The organism is Streptomyces niger, from assembly GCF_000718305.1.
GTDB lineage: Bacteria > Actinomycetota > Actinomycetes > Streptomycetales > Streptomycetaceae > Streptomyces > Streptomyces niger.
In genome coordinates this window covers 19,723-39,376 of sequence record NZ_JOFQ01000017.1, presented here as the reverse complement: position 1 = coordinate 39,376, position 19,654 = coordinate 19,723, and the positions used below count along the sequence as shown (strand labels likewise).

15 protein-coding genes are annotated in these 19,654 nt (G+C 72.7%); 5 read left to right on the top strand and 10 right to left on the bottom strand.

Translation table 11 applies throughout. The features are described 5' to 3' along the window. Positions 1 to 85 precede the first annotated feature (85 nt). From IF20_RS27625 to IF20_RS27610, 4 genes are all read right to left on the bottom strand, one after another. Positions 86 to 529 carry an SUKH-3 domain-containing protein gene (locus IF20_RS27625; protein WP_110944607.1) on the bottom strand — a complete coding sequence of 148 codons (444 nt, stop codon included), beginning with the start codon at positions 527 to 529 and terminating at the stop codon, positions 86 to 88. 291 nt (positions 530 to 820) lie between these two features. Next, the gene (locus IF20_RS27620) at positions 821 to 5,875 is read right to left on the bottom strand and encodes a caspase family protein (protein WP_052868076.1); all 5,055 of its coding nucleotides are present in this window, start codon (positions 5,873 to 5,875) and stop codon (positions 821 to 823) included. Next, positions 5,872 to 6,228: a hypothetical protein gene (locus IF20_RS27615; protein WP_052868075.1), complete on the bottom strand. Its 357-nt coding sequence runs from the start codon at positions 6,226 to 6,228 to the stop codon at positions 5,872 to 5,874. Before IF20_RS27615 ends, IF20_RS27620 begins: the two co-directional genes overlap by 4 nt. 201 nt (positions 6,229 to 6,429) lie before the next feature. After that, positions 6,430 to 6,645, bottom strand: coding sequence for a hypothetical protein (locus IF20_RS27610; protein WP_234426847.1), 216 nt, complete (start codon positions 6,643 to 6,645; stop codon positions 6,430 to 6,432). Between the two features lie 263 nt (positions 6,646 to 6,908). Between IF20_RS27610 and IF20_RS27605 the strand changes: the two genes are divergently transcribed. Further along, a complete protein-coding gene (locus IF20_RS27605; protein ID WP_052868073.1) occupies positions 6,909 to 7,802 on the top strand; it encodes a D-alanyl-D-alanine carboxypeptidase family protein in 894 nt (297 codons plus the stop codon). Positions 7,803 to 7,949: 147 nt separating this feature from the next. Here the strand turns inward: IF20_RS27605 and IF20_RS27600 are convergent, their stop codons facing one another. Next, the gene (locus IF20_RS27600) at positions 7,950 to 9,122 is read right to left on the bottom strand and encodes an adenosine deaminase (RefSeq protein ID WP_052868072.1); all 1,173 of its coding nucleotides are present in this window, start codon (positions 9,120 to 9,122) and stop codon (positions 7,950 to 7,952) included. Positions 9,123 to 9,248: 126 nt separating this feature from the next. After that, the gene (locus tag IF20_RS27595; protein ID WP_407702562.1) at positions 9,249 to 10,004 is read right to left on the bottom strand and encodes a GntR family transcriptional regulator; all 756 of its coding nucleotides are present in this window, start codon (positions 10,002 to 10,004) and stop codon (positions 9,249 to 9,251) included. A 384-nt stretch (positions 10,005 to 10,388) separates the two neighbouring features. Between IF20_RS27595 and IF20_RS27590 the strand changes: the two genes are divergently transcribed. Together IF20_RS27590 and IF20_RS27585 are read left to right on the top strand one after the other, a co-directional pair. Continuing rightward, positions 10,389 to 11,897, top strand: a complete 1,509-nt coding sequence (locus tag IF20_RS27590; protein ID WP_234426846.1) for an MFS transporter — start codon at positions 10,389 to 10,391, stop codon at positions 11,895 to 11,897. Positions 11,898 to 11,944: 47 nt separating this feature from the next. Continuing rightward, the gene (locus IF20_RS27585; protein ID WP_052868070.1) at positions 11,945 to 13,423 is read left to right on the top strand and encodes an FGGY-family carbohydrate kinase; all 1,479 of its coding nucleotides are present in this window, start codon (positions 11,945 to 11,947) and stop codon (positions 13,421 to 13,423) included. Positions 13,424 to 13,455: 32 nt separating this feature from the next. On the opposite strand, the gene IF20_RS27580 is transcribed toward IF20_RS27585, so the two are convergent. Next, the gene (locus tag IF20_RS27580) at positions 13,456 to 15,078 is read right to left on the bottom strand and encodes a tannase/feruloyl esterase family alpha/beta hydrolase (RefSeq protein WP_052868227.1); all 1,623 of its coding nucleotides are present in this window, start codon (positions 15,076 to 15,078) and stop codon (positions 13,456 to 13,458) included. Between the two features lie 223 nt (positions 15,079 to 15,301). Between IF20_RS27580 and IF20_RS27575 the strand changes: the two genes are divergently transcribed. Then, entirely contained in the window at positions 15,302 to 15,529 is a 228-nt protein-coding gene (locus tag IF20_RS27575) for a DUF6480 family protein (protein ID WP_052868069.1), read from the top strand. A gap of 25 nt (positions 15,530 to 15,554) precedes the next feature. Here IF20_RS27575 and IF20_RS27570 read toward each other — a convergent pair whose 3' ends face one another. The 3 genes from IF20_RS27570 to IF20_RS27560 form a co-directional block, all read right to left on the bottom strand. Beyond that, positions 15,555 to 17,315, bottom strand: a complete 1,761-nt coding sequence (locus tag IF20_RS27570; protein ID WP_052868068.1) for a hypothetical protein — start codon at positions 17,313 to 17,315, stop codon at positions 15,555 to 15,557. Positions 17,316 to 17,513: 198 nt separating this feature from the next. Next, positions 17,514 to 17,708 (bottom strand): DUF2795 domain-containing protein, encoded by a 195-nt coding sequence (locus tag IF20_RS27565; RefSeq protein ID WP_052868067.1) that lies wholly within the window; start codon positions 17,706 to 17,708, stop codon positions 17,514 to 17,516. An 83-nt stretch (positions 17,709 to 17,791) separates the two neighbouring features. Continuing rightward, positions 17,792 to 18,295: a metallophosphoesterase family protein gene (locus IF20_RS27560; protein ID WP_052868066.1), complete on the bottom strand. Its 504-nt coding sequence runs from the start codon at positions 18,293 to 18,295 to the stop codon at positions 17,792 to 17,794. An 81-nt stretch (positions 18,296 to 18,376) separates the two neighbouring features. Between IF20_RS27560 and IF20_RS27555 the strand changes: the two genes are divergently transcribed. Beyond that, positions 18,377 to 19,618, top strand: coding sequence for an ROK family transcriptional regulator (locus IF20_RS27555; protein WP_052868065.1), 1,242 nt, complete (start codon positions 18,377 to 18,379; stop codon positions 19,616 to 19,618). The last annotated feature ends 36 nt before the right edge of the window (positions 19,619 to 19,654 follow it).

The window sequence follows — 19,654 nt, the reverse complement described above, 5'->3', positions numbered from 1 at the left end:
ACCCCATTCGTCAAGGTCACGGTCGCCCACTTGTGCCGGAGATCTTCAAGGCTTGGAAGGTCGCGTTCGCCGCCATCGGTGGGGATTACTCGGACACCTCCGCGGGTGCCACCCCCCGTACCAAGGCGTCGATGGCCTGTGGCCATGGTCCGAATCGTGCTACCCAGTCGGCTACCAGGTAGATCACCCCGTTCTCGTCCATGCCGAGGAAGAACCGCCCCTGGTCCAGCTCCCCGAGCGGGAACAGCTGAAGCCCCAGCTCTTCACCCCATTCGGAGAAGCGGTCTTCCTCGCCCAGGCAGAGTAGCGGTTCCAGTTCGAACGGCTCACGGGCGCAGTTGATACCGGGGCCCGAGATGTCGACGTTCAGGCCGCCGAATTCGGCGAGGAAATTCCGCACCGCTTGGTGTGCTTGGATTCCTCGCTCCTCGAACGCATTCGTCCATTGCGCGGTGTCCACGGTTCGCTGAGGGGTCCAGCCGGATGAGCGGAGGACGTCCGCTACTTCTGGGGAGAAATTCGCTGCCATCCTCACCCTCCTGTGATGAAGTCGATTCCGTCATGGCGGACCAGCGCCTTGCAGCTGTCGCAGGGGGTCCCTGCCCTCATGCAGTGCCGCGGAAAGCGCCTGGGGCAATCCGCATGGACGCGGTTCAGGGCGTGATACGCGCGTGCTCGTCGTAGGTGAGCTGGAAAGGCCGGCCGGACGAGTCGTAGATCTCGTTGTGGTTGCCGTCGCCGTCGCCGTCGCCCCGGGGTTTCCCAGGGTGTGGCCCACAAGCGGTGGCCGCCTCCCCGTTGGTGGCTTTCGCGGGGCGGACTACCTCAGGCCGAGGCGGCCCTGGACCTCGTTGTTGTCGGCTGCGGCCACGGAGCAGACCTTGTTGAAGCCGCCGACGCTGTGTTCCCTGGCGGCGTTCAGGAGCCAGAAGGCCTGGCGGAGTTGGGCGTCCCGCTCATGGGGGAGCGGACGGGAGATCGGGTTCGGGTCGCCGAGGTATCTCGCGGCCAAGGTGATGGCGCGTCCCCGCTCGAACTTCGTCACGATGGATTCATTGCCGTGTGCTTCCTGCAGCACCCGGCACGCATCGAAGCAGTCGTACGCCCGCCGGGCATGGTCGGCTGCCTGTTGTGCGGTGTCGGAGCCGGGCTCCGGGGCGAGACCGTGCGTCTTCTGGTAGCCGGTGATGAGGTCGTCCGCCCGGTGCAGGTACAGCTTGCCGAGCCCGCTCAGCAGCCGCACGCTGGTGAATTCCGTCAGCAGTAATTCGCCGAGCAGCTCGGACGCGTACTGGCCCGGATCCTCGACCCCGACGAGTGCCTCCGCCGGGTCGGTCGGCAGAGCGCCCTCCTGGTCGTTGTCCGGGGACAGCGCGGGATCGTCGCCGTCACCGGACGGGCTGTTGGCGGTGGCGGTGGCGGTGGTGGTGGGGGCGGCGGTGGCCTCGGGGACGTAGCCGTATTTGCGCAGGAGTTGGGTGAGTTGGTCCGGGTCCACCGAACCGGCGCCGCCCTTGACGGTGAAGCGGGCGCGGTCGCCGACCTGGTCGGAGGTCCGGTCCCGGCCGTAACGGCGGCGGTCCAGGAAGCGTCCCACCGTCCCCGCGTAATCACCGCCGACGACGGATTCGAAGGCCTCGTCGACGGGGGCCCAGTTCACCGGCTGGCCCAGCCGGAGCGCCAACCGCTCCCGCAACACCATGACCAGCCCGCCCTGGATGTTCGGGCTGAACGCGGCGTCGAGGTGGTTCTGGGCGGCGACCAGCCGGTCGTGCTCGTCGCGCCGCTGCGCCCGGGGCGTGTACTCCAGGTCGGCCAGCAGCGCTTCCGCCGCGGACAGGTGTGCGCTGCGCCTGACCTCGCCGTTCGGCGCGGTCCGGGCGAGGTACTCGTACAAGGAGACGGCCTTGGCGTAGTCCCACACATAGCGGTGGAGGGCGGCTTCGGCGGCGATCAGCCGGGCGTCACCGGGCCATCGGGTCGCGGCATCGCGGTAGATGGCGAACAGGGGGGCGTTGTCGACCTGCGGGGTCCTCGTCGCGGGGCCGGGGCCGCGACCGTACTTGGCGTCCTGCTTCGCCTGTTTGAAGTCCAGGACGCTCGACCAACGGCGGTACTCGCGTTCCAGCCGGGACTCCAGGGCGCAGAGGGCGATCGAAGGGCCGTACCGGTGCCGGTGGGTCTGCAGCTTCTGCCGGCGCTCACGGTGCAGCGCATCGATGAGCAGCCGCTGCCGATGGACCTTGATCTGCAGGAAGTCCTCGCCCCCCGGCAGGCGTCGCTGGGCGGCACCCCGCAGGCTGCCCTCCTCGGCCCAGTCGGAATCGATGCAGGAGATGTCGAGCATGGCATGCGCGTACGAGCGGCTGTCCTGCTCGGCCAGCCAGCCGCGTACCTCCTTGACGCAGGCCCGCCGGCGCTTGGCCGCGGCGTCCCCGGCCGCCCCGGTGCGCGGTGTCATCCGTCGGATGTCGAGGATCTGCCGCAGCCAGACCGAGTAGGAGAACGTGCTCGGGGAGAGCCGCACCGCGGTGTGGGCGCAGTGCGCGGCGCGCTCCAGACGGTTGCGTGCCGCGCCGGTCCGCCCGTTCTCCCGGAGGACGTAGGAGGAGAAGCCGTATGCCTGGGCGAGGGCGCTGAGGACCTTCGCGGCCTCCTTGCCGTTCGCGGGGGTGCCGGCGGCGGGGTCCGCACTCCGCGCCTCGGGCAGCTGCTCCAGCAGGTCGACGGCCTCTTTGGCGCCGCTCTGCCGCAGGGCGGGATCGGAGCAGCGCAGGTGGAGCTTGCGCAGGAAGCGGGCCGCGGGCACGCTGACGCTCGGCGGCCAGCACGCACGATCGCCCCAGCATTCCTCCAGGGCGTCCGTGACGAGGAGCCGGGCTTCGCTCAGCTCCTCGTCGGTGCGACTCTGCTGGACCACCAGCAGCGCCGCGTCGAACAGCCGCGAGGTCCACAACGCCGGCGAATCGCCCTGGGCATGCGCGAGTCGCAGGCCGGCGACGACGCTGAGCGCGCCGTCGAGCAGCGCCTGCCGGCTCTCCGCGGTGTCGGTCAGCAGACGGCCGCGCAGCCGGGCCGTACGGCTGTGGAGCTGGAGCCTGGACGACACGCTGCGCGGCGCGTCGTCCTGCGGAAGCTCCTCCCGCACCAGAAGGTCGGCCTGCTCGACCAGGGTCCCGGCCTCCTCGATGCGGTCGGCGTCGATCAGCGCGTCGGCCGTGTTCAGCAGCCAGGACACCGTCAGGGTGATCCTCCCGGCCTGTCCGGGGCCGCGCCGGCGCGCCCCCGTCAGCAGCATGTCGACCGCGGCGAGCCGGACGCCGAGGAGTCGTGTCCGCAGGCCGAGCCGGTTGCCGGTGAACGCCAGCGAGGCGTCCGCGGAGCGCAGCAGGGTGTGCGGGACCTGCTCGGCGTCGCAGTCGGCGAGTGCCGCGGAGACCTCCTCCGCGGCGGTGGTGAAGCGCGCACCCGTCTGCTCGGCCGGCCCCTCGGCACGGGCGGCCAGGGTCAGCGACGCCACGGCGTGGTACAGGCGGTAGAGCGCGGCCAGAGAGGTGACGCCCTCCTCCTCGGCCGGCTGCTCGGCCGGGGCGGGCTCGGGTCGGGGGACGGTCTGCTGCTCGGTGGTGGTCGGGGGCGCCAGCGGCTCGCCCGACGTGGGCCGGTAGCTGGCGTCGCCGGAGGGGGCGAGGACGAGCGGGCGGATGGCCTCGTGCAGAGCCGGCAGGCGTTGGTCGCCTTCGTCCTCGATCCAGCCGAGCGCCTGCCGCAGCTTCACCCGGTAGGCGCCGTCCACCTCGTCGTTCTTCGGCGCGCCGGCCGTGAAGAGCGGCAGGGCGGCCGTGGCCAGCCGGTGGTCCAGGTCGGTCGGGGTGAGCCCCTTGGGGATCAGCGCCTGGAGGAGCGCGGCATCGACGAGTGGCCGGCCGGGCTTGTCCGCCTCGTCCAGGTCGCGGTGGACCGCGGCGAGGACGACGTTGCGCAGCGCCTGTTCGCCGGCCTGGCCGAGCAGGAGCTGCCCGGAGTCGGTCCGGGAGAGGACGCGGGCGTCCAACAACTGGTCCAGGATGTCGCGCGGGAAGCCGACGGCGGGGTCGAGCAGAACGTGCTGCGGCAACGGCAGTTGGTCCGCGAGCGCCCACGCCGCGAGCACGGCGAGCGGCTCCGGGGCACCGGGCACGCCGGGGGTGGCGGGAAGGCCGCAGCCGAGTTCCCGCAGGGTCCGGATCGTGCTGGAAGTGGTGCCTTCCACCAGGCCGGCGGCCATGGCGACCGCGTCGTGCACGCCCGTACCGCCGGCCCTGTTGCGGCGGAGGTAGTCCTTGGCGCTCTGGCTCAGTACGCCCGGGAGGCGCAACCGGCGGTCCGCGATGCCGTTCATCACCTCCGCGCCGTCGACCGTCACGCGTTCCTGGGCCATGAGGGCGGTGAGCAGGTCGGCGGCCTCTTCGGGGGGCAGCTCCTCCAGCAGCACGGGGATCTGGTGGTCGAGTTGTTCTTCGCTGTGGACGGGCTCGTTCAGCTCGACACGGGAGATGACGATGTTGGCGGTGTCCCGGAAGTACGGGTGCGCGAGCAGCTCGTCCAGCTCGGCGCTGATGCGGTGCGAGTCGTACCCGAGGCGTCCGCAGTCGATGACCAGCAGCAGAGTGCGGCCACGCGCACGCTCGCGGAGCCGGTCGATGACCAGGTCACGGCGCGAGTCGCCGTCGGCCTCGGTGCCCTGGCCGCCGCCCTGGAGGTCCTGGAGCCCGACGTCCAGGGCGGAGGCCAGGGCCTCCATGACCGGGGACTCGGCACTGGCGTTGATGACCGTCAGCTCCAGCAGCAGCCAGGGCTGTTCGACGGGCTCGGAGCCCTTCACCTCGGAGGCGGCCAGCAGCTGGCGGACGAAGGCCGACTTACCGGCGTAGCGCGGCCCGTACACCGGCAGTACCGTACGTTGCCGGAAGCGGTTCCGCGCTTGCTCCAGCTCTGTGGTGCGGCCGACGAAGAGGGCTTCGGGGACCGGCCAGGCGGAGAACCCGTGCGGGACGGCCGGCTGGGGTCCGGCCGGCCGGCCGGTGGCGAGGTCTGCGTAGTCGTACGGGGTACGGGTCGGTCTGACGTGCCGGCGGTTGCGCAGCCACGGCCGTTGTGCCCAGGCGGCCGGTGCGTGGTGCGGCAGCATCTTGGCGCCGTCCGCTCCGGCCGTGCGGGCGATGATGTCGCTGACGGCCTCGAAGACCCACTGGACGGAGAGGCTGGGCTGAGTGAGCGGCACACCCTCGAACGACTTGAGCAGGGCTCCGGTGAAGAAAGTGGTCCTGCGGTCGGCATCCGCGCGGGCGAACTCCTCCGGCGCGCACGCGGTGATGACGTGCCAGCCGTTCTCGCTGCCGGCCGTGGACGCCTCCGCCGGCATGGCCTTGATGGCGCTGCCGGAGAAGCAGCAGTCGAGGATGAGCAGCAGCCGGTCGGCCATCCGCTCCTGTGCGGCCACCGTCTCGTAGATGTCGGTGATCGACACCATGGACTCTTCGGGGAACAGCGGGTTCCCGGCGTCGTGCGGCGCCAGGTACAGCATGCCCTTGCTGTCCTGCTGCGCGTGGCCCACGAAGTAGAGGACGAACAGACCACCCGGGTCCGTCATCCGGTAGGTGTTGCGGATCGCCTTCAGCATCCGGCTGCGCGTCAGGTCGAGGTGTGACTGCACCTGGTCTTCGACACCCCACAGCTCGGGGTTCTCGAAGGCCTCGGCGAGCTCGCGGAGGTTGGTCCCGGCGGCGGGGACGGGCGCCAGCTGGGTCCCCGGATACTCGCTTCCGCCCAGCAGGAGCACGGCGGAGCGGGACGGGTCCACCCGCTCCTCGTCCGGATTGGCTTCGGTGTTCACTGCAGTTCCTTGAGAGCCGCAGTGACGTCCTTCGCCTTCCCCTCCAATATCAGCTCGGTGCGGCGGGTGCCGTCGGGGAGGTCGGTCCGCACGGCGTGGATCTTGAGGTCCGCACGCTTTGGCTGCCAGAGCCGCTGTGCCGTGTAGTCGTACAGCGCCTGGAGGACGATGGGGAGCGCGACGTTCTCCCCGAGGAACTGGAGCACCTCGACGGCTCCGAGCGCGCCCTGCTGCACCTCGCTGACGGTGCGCACCGTTCTGACGCCCTGCGGCTTCAGCTTGTTCTTCACGGCTCGCTCAAGACTGCCGAGCTCGTCCGCGCGCCCGCCCTCGATCGTCACCACGACGTCCACGTGTCCCCCCGAGTGTCCGCATCCTGACGAGCCCCACGCGTCAAGAAACTCTATTTTCATGTTAGTTCAAAAAGGCGGACCGCTGGATGCTCCCGGGTCTCACTTGTGTTGCTGCCCGGTGGCGCCTGCGGGGCCCGGGGCAGGCAGCCGGCCCGGGGCGGAGGGGTGTGCCGGGGGACGGGCGGCCCTCCGCTCCGGAGGTCAGTCGGTGATCTTGGTCAGGCGGAAGGGGCCCGCCGCGCCGGGGCCGTACATGGCCGGCAGGTCCTGGCCCCGGGGGACGACGACGAGGGGCTCGTCGCGGTACTCCTTGAGGAATTTCTCCAGGGGCTGCCAGATGAGCTCCTGGTAGCCGGACTCGGTTCGCTGGCGTTCGAAGGACAGGGTGAGCGCAGAGTCCATGACGGTGACGCTCACGCAGTTCACCTCGAGCCATGCACCCCCGATCCAGGCTTCAAGCCGCACGTAGGACATGGCGTAACACTGCCTTGTCACGCGGGCCGCTCGCAATCGGCCACGGCCACGCGCGTCACTTCCGTACCTCCCGGCCCGCCGGCTCGTCCGACTGGTGTGCGAAGGGTGAGGCGGACGGGGGAGTGCATCCATTGCTGCGATTCGTGCGTCTCAAGAGTGAGCGGCACTCTCGTGTGACCGCACGGCAGGGTAATGGAGTAGTCGATTTGAACATTGGCATCAATGGCACGCGTCGTGCGTCCGCGGTCCTGGTGACCGCGGGAGCGGTCCTGGCCGCGGGGGCGTTCGCCGCTCCCGCGCAGGCCGCCACGCCCAAGGCGCCCTCGATCACCGCCAAGGGCGGGTTCGTGATGAACAACGGCACGGGGAAGAGTCTCTTCACCAAGGCCGCCGACACCCGGCTGTCCACCGGGTCCACCACCAAGATCATGACCGCTCGGGTGGTGCTCGCGCAGAAGAACCTGAACCTGGACTCGAAGGTCACGGTCCAGAAGGCGTACAGCGACTACATCGTCGACAACAACTGGGCCTCCTCGGCCAAGCTGATCGTCGGCGACAAGGTCACGGTCCGCCAGCTGCTGTACGGGCTGATGCTCCCCTCGGGCTGCGACGCCGCGTACGCGCTGGCCGACAAGTTCGGCACCGGGTCCACCCGGGCCGCGCGCGTGAAGTCCTTCATCGGCAAGATGAACACCACGGCCAAGAGCCTCGGGCTGAAGAACACCCACTTCGACTCGTTCGACGGCATCGGGAAGGGCGCGAACTACTCGACCGCGCGCGACCTGACGAAGCTGGCCAGCAGCGCGATGAAGTACTCCACGTTCCGTACGGTCGTGAAGACGAAGTCCACCAAGCAGAAGGTCACGACGAAGAGCGGCGGCTACCGCTACATGTCGTGGACCAACACCAACAATCTGCTCGGCAGCTACTCCGGCACCATCGGCGTCAAGACCGGTTCGGGTCCGGAGGCCAAGTACTGCCTGGTCTTCGCGGCCACCCGCAGCGGCAAGACCGTCATCGGCACCGTCCTCGCGTCCTCCTCGGTGGCCAACCGCACCGCCGACGCGAAGAAGCTGATGGACTACGGCTTCAAGAAGTAGATGGACTACAGCTTCAAGAAGTAAGTGCAGCACGGAAGGGGCCGGGCCGGCCGGGGGCGCGTCCCCCGCGCCGGTCCGGCCCCTTCTTCGGCGGTCTTCGGCGGTCTTCAGCGGCCTTCAGCGGTCTTCGGCGGTCTTCCGCGGCCGTCAGGCCGCGGCCGCGTCACGTACCGGTACGTGGCCCAGCGAGCGGGAGCGCAGCCGGGCGTAGCCGGGGCGGATGACCTCGTCGACGAGGGCGGTGCGCTCGTCGAAGGGCAGGAAGGCCGCCTTGGCCGCGTTGACGGTGAATTCCTCCAGCTCCGCCGGGCCGTAGCCGAACGCGGTGGCCAGGTGCTGGAACTCCTGGGTCATCGTGGTACCGCTGACCAGGCGGTTGTCGGTGTTGAGGCAGACCCGGAAGCCGAGCCGGCGGAGCAGGTCGATCGGGTGGCCGGGGTAGCTCGTCGCGGCGCCGGTCTGCAGGTTGGAGGTGGGGCAGACCTCCAGCGCGATCCGCATGTCGCGTACGTAGGAGGCGAGCCGGCCGAGGCGTACCGAACCGTCCGCGGCGATCTCGATGTCGTCGGTGATGCGGACGCCGTGGCCGATGCGGTGGGCGCCGCAGCGCAGCACCGCCTCCCGGATGGACTCCATGCCGACGGCCTCGCCGGCGTGCACGGTCACCCGGGCGCCCTCGCTGCGCAGGTGGTCGAAGGCCGCGGCGTGCCGGCTCGCCGGGTTGCCGATCTCGCCGCCCGCGATGTCGAAGCCGGCCACCCCGCGGTCGCGGTGGGCGACGGCCAGCTCGGCGATCTCCAGCGCGCGGTCGGCGTGCCGCATGGCGCACAGCAGCGTGGAGACGCGGATCCGCCGGCCGGCGGCCGCGGCCCGGCGCTCGCCCTCGCGGAAGCCGGCGTTCACCGCGTCGACGACCTCGTCCAGGGTCAGGCCGGCGGCGAGGTGCTGCTCGGGCGCGAAGCGCACCTCGGCGTAGACCACGCCGTCGGCGGCCAGGTCCTCGGCGCACTCGGCGGCGATGCGGAACAGCGCGGGGGCGGTCTGCATCACGGCGCAGGTGTGCGCGAAGGTCTCCAGGTAGCGCTCCAGCGAACCGGAGTCGGCGGCGTCGCGGAACCACTCGCCCAGCGCGGCGGGGTCGGTGGTGGGCAGCGCGTCGTAGCCGGCCTCCTGGGCCAGTTCCACGACGGTGCGCGGGCGGAGGCCGCCGTCGAGGTGGTCGTGGAGCAGCACCTTGGGGGCCTGGCGGACCAGGTCCTCGGGCAGGGGGTGCGCCGGGGAGTGCGGGAGAGCATCGGTGTACTTGTCAGACAGCGTCATGGGGCCGGAGTATGACACGGCGTCCCGGGTGCGGGCGACCGCGTCTCAGTGACGGGCGGTCCGCACCGCACCCGAGGCGCCCGGCGAGAGCCCCGTCGGCACCCGGGAGTTCGGAACGAGGCGGCGTCAGCGCGCCTGCCACACCGGAAGCGCCGGCGCCCCCGGCGGCAGCATGTGCTTGGCCGCGAGCAGCGGGGTGCGGTCCAGCCGTACGACCTGGGTGACCAGGACGGCGGGGGAGTCCGCCGGGCGGCCGAGCTGCTCGCCGCGCTGGCGGCCGAGCGTGGTCGCCACGATGCTGCTGCTGCCCGTCAGCGGCAGTTCGCGGCCGGCCTCCAGGAGGAGCCGCAGCATGGACGAGGTCGTCGAGGCGGGCCCGTCGAAGGCGGCCGCCGCGTCCGGCAGCAGCTCGGCCAGCGTCTCGTCGCGGGCCGCCCACTCCTGGGTCAGGCAGGCCGGCAACCCGTCGACCTCTATCAGGCTCTCCCAGAAGCGCACCCGGCTGGTGCCCGGCAGCAGCAGGTGCTGGGTGGAGAAGTCGGTCGGCTCCTCGTAGGCGCGGGCCAGCGCCGAGGTCCGCACCTGCCGGCCCTCGCTGAGCAGCTGCTCGACGGACTTGAGGTACTCGAAGCCGCGCGGCGGCAGGTGCGGGCTGACCGTACGGCCCACCCCGCGCCGTACGGTGATCGCGCCGTCCTCCTGCAGCAGGATCAGCGCCTCGCGCAGCGCGGGGCGGCTGACGCCGAGCTCGGCGGCGAGCCGCGGCTCGGTCGGCAGCGTGGAGCCCGGCGGGTAGGTGCCGTCCCGGATGGCCTCGATCATGCGCTCGTACAGCGCGACGACCGGCCGCCGTTGTGGCGGTGCGGGCTGTCTGCCGGCCATGTTCATCTCCCTGGGGCCGCGGTCCGACGTCGCCCCCGCGAGGGGTGGCGCTCCGCGCGCTCGCGGAAGCGCGCGGCCCCAGTTTCGCATCGCGGGAAGCGGCCGTACGCAGCTCGAACGGTGGGCCGTCCGGTGCCGGGCGCAGCGTCGGTGATCTTCCGGCGGACTCTTGACACCCTCAGGGGCGCGGGGTAGACCAGAGCGCACGACGCGTTCCTGTCTGACAAGTGACGCCGAACGAGCGTCGCCGATGCCACGTGACGCGCACGAGCGTCGCCGGCGCCCTCCGTGCGGGACGGGCGCCCGGTGCAGCGGGCCGCGAACCGGCCGCGACCGGTGCGACGCGTCCGCCCGCCGTCCCGCCCCTCAGCCCCAGGAGCCGTCATGCCTTTCCGGAGCCGCGAGCGCGCTCGCACCGCGCCGCCGCCCGCCACCCCGCGCTTCCTGCTGCCCGCGCTGGTGCTGGCCGTGCTCGGGTACCAGATCAACGCGACGATGCTCAGCCCGGCGCTGCCCGACATCGCCCGTCGGCTGGACACCAGCAGCAGCCTGGTCGGCCTGTCGCAGACGCTGTTCTTCCTGCTCGCCGCCGTCGGGCAGGTCACCATGGCGCGGCTCAGCGACTACCGCGGCCGCAAGCCGATCATGCTGCTCTGCGGCGCGCTGCTCATCCTCGGCAACCTCGCCTGCGCCCTGGCGCCCGACATCTCCGTCTACCTCGCCGGACGCGTCTTCCAGGGCGTGTCGGCCGCGATGTTCTCGCTCTCCTTCCTCACCCTGAACGACCTGCTCCCGCCCGCCGCCTTCGGCCGCGCCGCCGGCATCATCAGCGCCGTCAACGGCGGCTTCGCGGGCGTGGACGCCATCGTCGGCGGCCGGCTCGCCGACACGGTCGGCTTCCGCGCCATCTTCCTCGGCGGCCTGCTGCTGTCGGTCGCGGGCACGGCGGCCGTGGCCCGGTACGTGCCGAACGTGGCGCCGAAGGCCCAGGGGACCATGGACTGGCTGGGCGCGACGCTGCTCGCGCTGGGCCTCTCCGGCCTGCTCGTCGGCCTGGCGCAGGGCGCCGGCTGGGGCTGGACCTCGGCGGCCACGCTCGGCTGCGTCCTCGGCGGCCTGGCCGCGCTGACCGCCTTCGTCCTGGTCCAGCGGGCCCGCTCGACCGGCGGCGGCACGGGCCCCGGCACGGCATCCGGTACCGGCGCCCGCACCACCACCCCCGTCATCGACATCCGGCTGCTCGCCTCGCGCCGGGCCTGGCCGCTGCTGCTGACCGTGACCCTCACCCTCGCCGGCGCGTTCGGCGCCCTCGCCCTGACGGTGCCGCTCTTCACCCAGGACCCGCACGCCGGCTACGGCCTCTCCGCGACCCGCGCGGCGCTGCTGTACGCGACGCCCGCCGCGGCGATCGGCGTGATCGGCGCCCCGCTCGCGGGCTACTTCGGGCCGCGCGTCGGCTGGCGCCGCGTCGCCCTGGCCGGCTCCGCCGGCTCGCTGCTGGCCTTCGCCGTCGCCGTGCCGTTCCGGGACCAGCCCTGGGTGCTCTTCGCCGCGCTCGTCGTCCTGGGCCTGACGTACAACGGCCTCAGCATCACCGGGCTGAACGGCTTCGCCGTCGTCTCAGCGCCCAAGGACCAGCAGGGCGCGCTCACCGGCCTGACCGGCGCGTGCTTCGGCATCGGCGCCTCCCTCGGCACCGCACTCGCCTCCGGGCTGATCACCGCGGCCGGCGCCGGCGGCGCCACCGGCTCCGCCGCGTACACCGGCGCGTTCGTGGTCGCCCTCGTCCTGCTGGCCCTCGCCATGGTGACGGCCCTCGCGATCAAGGCGGTACCGGAGGACGCGGGGAACGCGGCCCGCGACGTGGAGCGGGTGCCCGCCGTCCACCTCTGACGCCACCCGGCCCGGCCGGTGCCGGCGCACTCTGCGAACGTGTGCGCATGATTCCGCACGCAGTGATCGGTGTCGACATCGGCACCTCCAGCAGCAAGGGCGTCCTGGTCGGGCCGGACGGCACACTGCTCCGCTCGGCCGTCCGCGAGCACGCCGTCGACCGGCCGGCACCGGGCCACGTCGAGATGGACGCCGCCGTGTGGTGGGAGGAGTTCGGCTCGCTCGTCCGCGAACTGACCGCGGACGGCGCGCCGCCGGTGGGCGCCGTCGGCGTCAGCGGCATGGGCCCCTGCGTCCTGCTCACCGACGCCGACGACGTACCGCTGCGGCCCGCGATCCTCTACGGCGTCGACACCCGCGCCACCGAGCAGATCACCCGGCTCACCGACCGCCTCGGCGAGGAGGAGATCAGGGCACGCTGCGGCTCAGGGCTCAGCAGCCAGGCCGCCGGAGCGAAGATCGCGTGGGTCGCGGACGAGGAGCCGGAGGTGTTCGCGCGCGCCCGCCGCCTCTACATGCCCAGCTCCTGGCTGGTCCGCCGGCTCACCGGTGCCTACGTCCTGGACCACCACTCCGCGAGCCAGACCACGCCGCTCTACGACACCACCGCCCGCACCTGGTACGCGCCGTGGGCCGAGCTGATCTGCCCGGACCTGGAACTTCCGCCGCTGCGCTGGTCCGGCGAGGCCGCCGGCACCGTCACCGCCGAGGCCGCCCGGCTGACCGGACTGCCCGCCGGCATCCCCGTCATCACCGGCACCGTCGACGCCTGGGCCGAGGCCCTCAGTGTCGGCGCGCACGCCGTCGGCGACCTGATGCTGATGTACGGCACGACGATGTTCCTCGTCCACACCGTCCCCGACCTGCTGACCGCGCCCGCGCTGTGGAGCACCGTCGGCGCCCTGCCCGGCACCCGCAACCTCGCCGGCGGCATGGCCACGTCCGGCGCCGTCACCGGTTGGCTGCGCGACCTGACCGGCGCACCCGACTACGCCGACCTGCTGCGGGAGGCCGACGCGTCCGGCACCGGGGCCAACGGCCTGTTGATGCTCCCCTACTTCGCGGGCGAACGCACCCCGCTCATGGACCCCGAGGCCCGCGGCGTCCTCGCGGGCCTCACCCTCTCCCACACCCGCGGCGACCTCTACCGCGCGGCGCTGGAGGCCACCGCGTACGGCGTGCGGCACAACATCGAGGCCATCGAGGCGGTCGGCGGCGACATCCGGCGGGTCGTCGCGGTGGGCGGCGGCACCCAGGGCCGGCTCTGGACGCAGATCGTCTCCGACGTCACCGGCCGGGAGCAGGAGGTGCGCACCACGTCCATCGGCGCGAGCTACGGCGGCGCGCTGCTCGCCGCCCAACTCCTCGGCGACGTCTCGGCCGACGACTGGAACCCGGTACGGGAGACCGTCGTACCGGACCCCGAGGCCGCCGCGGAGTACGCCGAGCTGTACGGGCTCTACCGCGACCTCTACCCGGCGACTGCGGACGTCGTGCACGCCCTCGCCGCCCGGCAGAGCCGCTGACCACGGCGCGGACGCCCGCCTCGACCGCCGGATCACCCGACGCACCGGAAACCGTCCGCGCGGCCGGGGTCGCCGCCGGCATAGCGCGGCCACGTCGGCCAGGCGCAGAGCGGACGCGTACGGCCGTGCCCGGCGGGGGAGTTGTCGGCGACCACCGGGTGCGCGGGTGCGGTGCCCCGCTCCACCCAGGTGTCGAGGGCGCCGAGCGAGTCCCAGCCCGCGGCGAACGCGGCGTCGACGTTGGCGTGGTTGGCGCCGGGCACGAGGTAGAAGCGCGAGAACGCGTCCGCGGCGCGCTTCCCCATGGTCTTCCGCATCCGCTCGACGTACTCCACGGTCGACCGGTGGCTGACCAGTTCGTCCGCGGTGCCGTGCAGGAGCAGCAGCCGGCCGCCGGCCGCCGCGAAGGGACGCAGGTCCGCGTCGTTGACGTCCTGCAGGGCCGAGAGCGCGCTGATCCGGTCCCGCCAGGCGCCGGGGCGGCGCGGGTCCACCGACAGCGCCGACCGGTCCGGATCGCGGGTGACGAAGTGCTTCACCCACTGGTCCCAGAACTTGACGCCGTACCCGGCGGTCGCCGGCATCGGGTCGGCCGGCGCGGCGGTGCCCATGCCCAGCCGCGGCGTCGTCATGTCGGCCCCGGAGAGGAACGGGAAGCCGGGATAGCCGGTCTCGCCGCTCGCGATCCGGTACGGCCAGGTGAAGCGGGAGGACAGCGTGCGGACGGCGCGGATCTGCCGGTCGGAGAGGCAGCCGTCACCGCGGTCGGCGCCGCCCCGGCAGCGCAGCACGCGCGGGTCGAACCGGCAGCCAGCCTCATCCGAGACCACCCCGTCGCGGAGCCCGTCGTCGCCGTCGCAGGCCGCCAGCACCCCCTCGTACAGCAGGCGCTGTTCCGCCTGGTTCAGGAAGGCGCCGGGGCGCGCGAGGACCTGCGCCTCGTACCCGAAGAACAGGTCCAGGCTCGCCGCGTTCCAGGCCGGGTACGCGGAGATCACCCCGTCGAAGTCGCGCGGCCGGCGCTGCGCGACGGCCAGCGCCTCCCGGCCGCCGGTCGAACCGCCCGCGAAGTAGGCGCGTGCGGGCGGCCCGTCGCCGTACCGCTTCCCGATGACGTACAGCGCCGCGTCCCGGGTCTTCTTCAGCGCGTCGCCGGCGAAGTTGCGCAGCGCCTCGTCGTTGCGCGCGAACGCGCCGTCCAGCGAGGGATCGGCCGCCGTCGAGCGGTGGCCGGAGTCGCTCGCGAAGGTGGCGTACCCGCGCGCCAGCGGCGTCGGGCCGCCGGCCGGCCCGAACGGCACGTTGCCCGCGACGTCCGGCACGGCGCCGTCGTAGCCCCCGCCGCCGAACATGACCGCCTTGTGGTTCCAGTCGGCCGGCAGCCCGATCCGTACGGTGATGTCCGGCGCCGCCGGGTCCACGGGGTGCACGGCCAGCTCCACGCGGCAGTACGCGCCGAGGGCCGGGGTGCCGGGCACCTCCTGGGCCGCCGTCACCTCGCCGCCCGTGGTGGGCAGTCCGATCGCGGTGGCCGGTACCGCCGTGCCCCGGAGGCCCGCGCAGTCCGAGGGGGCCGCGCCGTGCGCCGGGGGCGCCGGCACGGTGCCGAGCAGCAGGAGCAGCCCCGCCGCCGTGCAGGAAAGAACGTGTCGCATGCGCACCTCCGGGCACCCGTCGTCCACCACCGCACCGGATCCTGCGCGCGGGCACGGCGCACGGCAATGTGAACGGGCCCCACCCCCGGGTGCCGGATCCTGTGCGCACCGGGGGTTCCGCCACCCGGCGGGGCGCCGCGCTGAGGCACGCGCCGGTACCCCGTCGGCGCGGTACCGCCGTGGTAGATGTTGCTTGCCCCGCGCCGTGGACAGGAGAATGCGCATGACCGAGCAGAATCCGGACCCGGACCCGCGGCGCACGCCGGGACTGGAGCCCGGCGGCGGTGTGCCGCCGGGCGAGACGCCGCCCGCCGAGGGCAGCACGCCCTGGGCGGGTCCGGAGGAGACCTACAACCCGGCCAAGGGGTGGTCCAAGGGGCCACTGATCGCGATCGGCATCGTGGTCGTGCTCATCGCGGTCTTCTTCATCGCCTACGCGCTCATGCTGTGAGCCCCCGCGGCCGTCCCCGGCCGGCTCAGGGGTAGGAGACCACCGTCGACGGCACCGTGTCGGTGCCCGAGGTGCCGGCACCGGTGTCGTTGATGACGTGCTCGAACTGGCCGTGACCGCTGAGCGAGACCACGAGCAGGTCGTGGAACTTCACGCCGGACTTGCGGGGCGCCGCGAAGGCGTGGTCCTGGCGGATGGACGGGTCCACGTTGTAGTAGCAGTAGCTGCCCAGGCCCCAGCCCTCGTGCGTGGTGACCGCGTCGGCGACCTTGTACGCCGCGAACCCTTTGGTGGCGCCGTCCTGGACGGCGGCCTGGTTCGGCGCGTCGTAGGACTTCTCGTTCTGGAAGAAGATGGTGCGGCCGCGCTCGCCGTGCCACTCCACGTCGTACTTGTTGAAATGTTCCACGAACAGGCCGGTGGCGAGGACGTCGGCGCCGTTGACGCGGACGCCGTAGTCGGCGCGGTTGGTCTCCCAGCCCACGCCGTCGCCGTGGTCGGCGCGCCAGACCCAGGTGTGGTCGACGATGGTGTGGTTGCTGTTGATCACCATGCTGGTGGTGGCCTTGCCGGGGCCGGCGCCGCCGATCCGGAGGAACACGTCCTGCACGGTGGTCGGGTTGGCGGCGTGGTTCGCCGACGCGCCCTGGGGCCCGACCTCCAGCAGCGTGGTGGAGTTGACCGTACCGGCGTCGATCAGGAAGCCGGCCAGCCGTACCCCGTCCACGTCGGCGACCTTCAGGGCCGTCACGCCGTTGTCCGGGACGAGGGTCGCGTAGCCCAGGCCGAGCACCACCGTGTTGGCGCGTTTGACCTCGACCGCCCGGTCCAGGTGGTAGATGCCGGGCGTGAGCAGCAGGTGCAGGCCCTGGTCGAGGGCGGCGTTCAGGGTGGCGGCGGTGACACCGGGCTTGGCGACGTAGAACTGGCTCAGCGGCACGGACGTGCCGCGCGGGGTGCCGCTGCCCCAGGTGGTGCCGCGCGCGTCGGTGCGCTTCTCGGGGAGGAAGACCCGGTACGCGCCGCCGTCCAGGTACAGGAACGGCTTCTCGCGGGAGACCGGCGTGGTGTTCAAGGTGGTGTACGGCGGGTTGGGGAAGCTCTGCGCGGGGGCACCCTCGACGCCGGAGAAGACCATGTTCCAGACGGCGTTGGTCCAGCCACCCACCGAGCTGTCGCGGGTGTACCACTGCTGCTGCGAGTACGGCCCCACGGTGCCGTCGATGCGGCTGTCGGCGATGTAGCCGCCGCTGGCCCAGCCGTAGCCGTCGGGCGCCAGGTTCAGCCCGCCGCGGATGTGCATCCGGCGGAACGGCGCCGCCTGCGCGACGGCCCAGCGGTTGGTGCCGTTGACCGGGGTGAGGGCGAGGTTCTCGGCGGAGCGCCAGAAGTTCTGCGTGGCGTTGCCGTCGAACCAGCCGGCGTCCACGGTGACGTCGCCGTTGATGGCGGTGTCGTCGGGGGAGAGGCCGAGGCCGGCGATGGAGGTGTAGAAGCCGAGCTGGGCGTTGAGGCCGCTGTACGTGCCCGGCTTGAAGAACAGGGCGTACCGGCCGGTGCCGAACTGGGCTCTCTCCTGCTTCCGGAAGATTTCGTCCAGCTTGCCTTGGATGTCGGGCGTGCCGGGGTCGAAGACGATGACGTTGGGGCCGAGGTCGCCGCCGCCGGGCAGCGCGCCGGCGGCGGGTGCGGCGGGGGCCGCGGAGGCGGTGGTGGCGAGGGCCGGGAGACCGGCTGCGGGGAGTGCGGCGGCCATGGCGGCCAGGACGGTGCGGCGTGCGGGCATGGCGACTCTCCTGAGTTCAGGAAATGAACAGTGGAATTTCCTGGGAGCGCTCTCTTGCTCGACGCATGTTCATTGCTTGAGCGTTCACCGTCAAGAGGTCCGGACCAACCCGGCCCGTATTGCCCCCGGTTGACGCCACGACACGAGGGAGCCGGCCGCTGACCGCGGCCGGCTCCCTCGGATGTTCCGCTCCCTGGCTTACTCCTTGCCGACCTCCCTGTTCACCGCGGCGGGGGAGTCGTACTCCGACTCCGGCAGGTTCTTGAGCGCGCCCATGATGTCCTTGTTCGCGCCGTGCTGCTCGGCCTGCCGCATGATCTCGTCCTTGGAGGCCGGGTAGCTGACGCCGCCCAGGCACTTCTGCATTTCGATGGGGTCCACGTTGTTGTCCATGTGGCGGAGGTACCCGGGCGGCCGGCCCGCGCTGCGCCCGCCGGCCCCGTACCGCCCCGATGGAGCAGGATCCGATGCGCCGTTCAGCGGCGCGGCGGCAGCCGGTGCAGCGTCACGTCACTCAGCCGGCCGTCCGCCGCCGTCAGGGTCAGGTACGTGCAGTACGGCTGGCGGCGCCGGTCCGTGGGGGAGCCGGGGTTGAGCAGCCGCAGGCCGCCCGGCGCGACGGTGTCCCAGGGGATGTGGCTGTGTCCGAAGACCAGCACGTCCAGGTCGGGGAAGCGCTCGGCGCACCGGCGCTCGCGGCCCTGCGCCGCGCCCGTCTCGTGCACCACGCCGAAGCGCAGGCCGCCCAGCTCGGCGCGCGCCACCTCCGGCAGCCGGGCCCGCAGCTCCGGCCCGTCGTTGTTGCCGTACACCCCGATGACCCGGCGGGCCCGCGCCTCCAGCAGGTCCAGCGTCGCGGCGTCCACCCAGTCGCCGGCGTGCAGCACGGCGTCGGCGCGCTCGATCTCCGCGAGGAGCGGGTCCGGCAGGACCTTGGCGCGCTTGGGCAGATGGGTGTCGGCGGTCAGCAGCAGACGCACCGGCGGCCTCCCTGTGACGTACGGGCTCGTCACGGTACACGTGGTCCGCCCCGCGGCCCGGTCGCATAGGCTCACCGGGCGATGAAGAACACTCAGGTGCCGCCGGCGGCGAAGGCGGACAGATCCACCGTGCGGCGGCACAACCTCAGTCTGGTGCTGCGGGTGGTGCACGACGAGGGCGAGGTCACCCGCGCGGCGGTGGCGGCGCGCGTGGGGCTGACCCGCGCGGCGGTGTCCTCGCTGGTCGAGCAGTTGCTGGCGGGCGGCTTCCTGGTCGAGTCGGGCAAGACGTTCAGCGGCCAGGCGGGCCGCCCCGGCACCGTGCTGAAGGTCGCGGGCACCGGCCCGGCCGGGCTCGGCGTCGAGATCAACATCGACTACGTCTCGGTGTGCGTGGTGGACCTCGCGGGCACCGACCGGGTCCGGCTGACCACGCACCTCGACAACCGAGGCGCGGCGCCCGAGGAGGTCCTCGACCGGGCCGCCCGGATCGCCGCGCGCACCCTGGACTCGGCGGCGGAGCAGGAGCTGCGCCCGGCCGGGGTGCGGCTCGCGGTGCCGGGCCTGGTCTCCGGCGGCACCGTGCGCCAGGCCCCCAACCTCGGCTGGAACGGGGTGGCGGCCGAGGGGATGTTCGCGCAGGCGTTGGCCCGGCTGCGGCCCGGGGCACGCGCGCTGCCGGTCGGCTCGGACAACGAGGCGAACAGCGCGGCCCTCGCCGAGCTGTGGTTCGGCGGCCTGGACCGGGCACGCAGCTTCCTGTACCTCACGGGCGAGACCGGCGTCGGCGGCGCGCTCGTCCTGGACGGTGAACTGCTGCGCGGGGCGCACGGTTTCGCCGGCGAGATCGGGCACGTGGTGGTGGACCCGGACGGGCCCGAGTGCCGCTGCGGGGCGCGCGGCTGCCTGGAGCAGTACGCGGGTCAGGCGGCGCTGCTGCGCAACGCGGGGCTGGAGCAGGGCGCGGCAGGCGCGCCGGCCGTCACGGAACTGGAGCGGCGGGCGCGGCAGGGCGAACCGCGCGCGGTCGCGGCGATCGAGGAAGCCGGGCGGCGGCTGGGGCTGGTGCTCTCCGGCGCGGTGAACCTCTTCGACCCGGACGCCGTGGTGCTGGGCGGCAGTTACCGGCTGCTCATGCCGTGGCTGGCGCCCGCCACCCACGCCGAACTGGCCCGGCGGGTGGTGTCGGGCCTGTGGAGCGCGGACGGCGGGCGGCTGCGCGCCTCGTCCTCCTCGGGTGACGCCGCGCGGGGCGCCGCGGCCCAGGTGGTACGGGAGGTCCTGGCGGACCCGGTGGCGTACACGGAGGGGCAGCCGGGCTGACCGGCTGCCCCCGGGGGACGCGCGGCCCCGTGTCCT